Here is a 3,900-nt window from a genome sequence, read left to right on the forward strand (position 1 = left end):
GGTTATGCGCAAGCTCCTCGTCACCGCCAACGCGCTCGTCAAAGCCGATCGCATCTGGGTCGAAAAACGTGCTTGATCACAACGGAAACTAATCGCAGCTTGGGCGTCAAGCATCTATCGCGTTGATACGGCGCTGCCGGGTGCATGGTTGTCTTCGCGGTCGACATCGGCCGCCGCATGATGGAGCTTCGCGGGACGAGCCTTCAATGTGGACGACGCACTTTGCTGAGACAGCGGTGCAACCCCATCAGCGGAATGGCTCGGCTCACGTCCCGGCAGGGACGCCTCAGGCGCTCAGATTCTGAACGCTATCTGGATTTACGCCGTGGCTCCTGCACTCGGATTGAAGAGCTCGCCAGTCTTGAGCATCGTGTGCATGATCACCGCCAATTTGCGCGCCACGGCCACGGCGGCTCGTTTGAAGCCGATCCTCTCCCGGAGCTTTAGACCCCATGTACGTAGGCTGCTTTCGGTCGAACAGCGTGTCAGGATGACCGCGGCGGCTTCGTAGAGAAGCCCTCGCAGATGTCGATCCCCGCGCCGGGATATATGGCCGTCATAATCGACTTCTCCCGATTGGTATCGGCGGGTTGTCAGGCCGATCCAAGCAGCGACAGAGCGGGACTTCTTGAAGTTGTTTGGATCCTCAATGGCGGTGACGAAAGAGGTCGCGGTGATCACGCCGATGCCGGGGATCGACATGAGGGTGCGGCAGGCTTGGCTTTGACGAGCATCCGTAACCAGTTGGCGCCCGAGCTCGGCGGCGCGAATGCGAATGCCGCGCCAGGCCTCCAACATTGGTATCACGATCGGAGCAAGTTCGCTCTGATCGATAAGAAGGCTCCGGACATTCTTTTCGAATGTAGTTCCCTTACCTGCTGGGACGAGCAGGCCGAACGTTTTCATGATCCCGCGGATCTGGTTGGAAAGCTCGACGGTGATCCGGACCAATCGGGTGCGTGCTGCCACGAGCGTGCGGGTCAACATACTGTCGAAGCCTTTCACGCGCACCTCGCGAAAGAACCCCGCTTCAGCAAGATGCGCCAAACCATCGGCGTCATTCGCATCCGTCTTGTTCGCCGCCATATCGAGAGCGGCTTTGGCATGGCGCGCATCGATGCAGATGGCTGGCAATCCTTCGGCGCGCAACGCATGATAGAACCACACCGACAGCGGGCCGGTTTCGAACACGACACGCTTTGCGGCCGGCGCCCGCTTGCGGACAAGCTCGGCAATGATGTTGGGATCAGATGCGCACTTTCCGCGCCAGATCCGTTCGCCTCCACGTCGGATCGACACCGCCGTCTCTTTCATCGACACGTCGAGACCGATATATTCTGTCATGGCTGTTCTCCGTTGATGCTAGGCCCGGCATCCAGTCGTGAGCCCGTTTTCCATCTTATCGGGGAACAGCCACCCTCCAACGCTATGATCGGCTCCAGGGCACGTCGCTCCCGCGATTACCCCATGTGGACGGCGCCCGCAACGGCATCGCTGTGCCAAAGTGGTGTCGTTGATCATCACTTGAACGGAGGCGTCCATGTTAGAAGTTAACACAATCGGATTGGATCTGGCGAAGAACCTGTTCCAGGCGCACGGCTCGGATGCGTTGGGAGCCGTCCTGTTTAGAAAGAAGCTTCGCCGCGATCACGTTCTTGAGTTCCTCGCTTCTCAGCCGGCCTGCACGGTTGCCATGGAAGCGTGCGCCGGCAGCCATTACTGGGCGCGGGAGATTGCGAAGCTGGGACATGACGTCCGGCTGATCGCCCCGGGCTACGTCAAGCCTTTCGTGAAGCGGCAGAAGAACGATGCGGCTGACGCTGAAGCGATCTGTGAAGCGGCTCAGCGGCCGACCATGCGGTTCGTTGCGGTGAAGAGCGAAGAGGAGCAGGCCGCAGCGATGGTGTTTCGCGTTCGCGATCTTGTGGTGCGCCAGCGGACCCAAACCATCAATGCGGTAAGAGGCCATCTTGCTGAATTCGGGCTGTTGGCCGCACAGGGTCTCTTCCATGTGACTAAGCTTGTCGCGGCGATCGAGGACAAGGATTCTGCCATCCCCGAAGCCGCCCGGCCGATCCTGTCTCTGCTCGTCGAGCAACTCCGCTCGCTGGATGAGAGGGTGGCCATGCTCGACCGCGAGATCGCCCGACGCGCCAGGGAAGATGCAGAAGCCAGACGGTTGATGACGATTCCTGGGATAGGGCCGATTACCGCAACAGCTCTTGCAGCGTTGGCTCCTTCGGCTGCAACCTTCAAGAGAGGGCGCGACTTCGCGTCATGGCTTGGCCTCACGCCGCTGCAACGGTCCACGGGCGGAAAGCAGAAGCTTGGCGAAACGTCCCGGCGAACGAACGCTGCGTCGGCTGCTGATCATTGGGGCCAGCGCTACCGTGCGCTGGGCAATGCGCAAGGGCGCGACGGCTGATCCGTGGCTCTCGCGGATGCTGAGCCGCAAGCCGCCCATGCTGGTGATCGTCGCCCTTGCCAATAAGACGGCGCGCATCGTCTGGGCATTAATGGCCAAGGGCGGAACCTATCGGACACCAGCCTTGGCGGGATAGTCCGCTCCCCTGAGCGGACTGCCAAAGTGTGAGAAGGTCGAACGGAGAGTATGGCGCAACCGTCAACGAGACGGGATCGGGAAAACCAGATCATGGATACGCGTCTTGAGCGCGCGAGGTTGAATTGGACCCGATCCGCGAACTCCCATACGGGCCCGCGGCATGTCGAACGCCGCATCGGAGGCCGGACACTGTCAGCACCCGACCACGCTCCTCATTCTTCATAAAAGATTCTTCTTGCGCGCAAGATGAGACTGGCGCGTGTCTTATGGAACTGAAAACGCTTGAACTTTCGCCTGATACAAGCCGTGAGTTTCTGATTAACGCAATCAGCCAGAGTGGAAAGACCGAACGACTGTACCGGCCATAGCAATCCATTCCCGAAGAAGTGGATTGAGCTGTTTGGCTATTTCGGCCAGCGTCCCCGGCGTCTGCCGCGGGATGTTCAAGCTTTTGATCGTGGACCGTATCGATTTCACTGCCGAGGGCTGGCAGCAGGCGTGTAGCCACAAAAGAACTCGTTTCGCTGTGTCTTCGCTACACGTCGCGGCCGGAACTGATACCCGAGGAATTCGGGTATTTCCCCCTGCGCGTTTGGTCTTTGCAATAGACCATCTTGGTCTTTGTCGGATGCATATGAAGCCCGCATGCTGCCAGTCGAGAATCAAGCTCCACCTTGAGGGCTTCTGCTTGGTGATCACTCCGGCAATGCACAAGGCCATCGTCAGCATATCGACACCATGGAAGGTCAGGGTGCGTCCGCGTCATCCACAGATTAAATGCATAGCGCATGAAGAGGCTCGACAAGATCGGGCTGACAACACCTCCTTGCGGGGTGCCGCGTGCTCACTCGACGATGCTCCGTCTTCTCCATCGGTGCTGCCAGCCATCTTCGATGTACAGCAGAGTCCACTTGCATGTGACGTGCTTCCTGACTGCCTTCAGCAAGAGATCGTGTGGAAGATTGTCAAACAGTCCTTTAATGTCGCAGGCTGTGCGCGGCGCGATCATGCACTATAGTCACCTTGCCTGCGGTGATCCCCGCGGGTCACTTCAAATTCCCCCGGGTAGGGTCAGTCAAACTCCCCCACCCGCAAGACAGGACAGAGGTGGATTTGTTAGTTTGACTTTGTTTCCCGAGCAAGGGCTTCAGCGGCCTCTTTGAGGCGATAGCTGCGTCCATCGAACTCAAGCAGATGGCAATGATGCATCAGCCGATCGAGTATCGTCGTGCTCATGGTGTTGTCCGCGAATGCTTCATGATGCACCTTTCTTTGATCGCCTGGTCCGTTGCAGCCGGCGTTGAAGTTGATCGATCTGGTCGCTGGAAAGGCTGATC

The 3,900-nt window shown here is 58.8% G+C and carries 3 protein-coding genes and 1 pseudogene; 1 reads left to right on the forward strand and 3 read right to left on the reverse strand.

Features of this window, described 5'->3' with window-relative positions:
- Positions 1-318: 318 nt before the first annotated feature.
- Positions 319-1,344, reverse strand: a complete 1,026-nt coding sequence (locus ABID19_RS34125) for an IS110 family RNA-guided transposase (RefSeq protein ID WP_263807277.1) — start codon at positions 1,342-1,344, stop codon at positions 319-321.
- A 196-nt stretch (positions 1,345-1,540) separates the two neighbouring features.
- Between ABID19_RS34125 and ABID19_RS34130 the strand changes: the two are divergent.
- Positions 1,541-2,561: pseudogene (locus ABID19_RS34130) on the forward strand (IS110 family RNA-guided transposase).
- Positions 2,562-3,098: 537 nt separating this feature from the next.
- On the opposite strand, the gene ABID19_RS34135 reads toward ABID19_RS34130, so the two are convergent.
- Together ABID19_RS34135 and ABID19_RS34140 are read right to left on the reverse strand one after the other, a co-directional pair.
- Positions 3,099-3,353: a reverse transcriptase domain-containing protein gene (locus ABID19_RS34135; RefSeq protein WP_263807278.1), complete on the reverse strand. Its 255-nt coding sequence runs from the start codon at positions 3,351-3,353 to the stop codon at positions 3,099-3,101.
- A gap of 326 nt (positions 3,354-3,679) precedes the next feature.
- Positions 3,680-3,900 (reverse strand): ATP-binding protein (locus tag ABID19_RS34140; protein WP_354494847.1); only part of this gene is annotated, 221 nt, incomplete at its 5' end.

It is taken from the genome of Mesorhizobium robiniae (genome assembly GCF_040545535.1).
Taxonomy (GTDB): Bacteria; Pseudomonadota; Alphaproteobacteria; order Rhizobiales; family Rhizobiaceae; genus Mesorhizobium; species Mesorhizobium robiniae.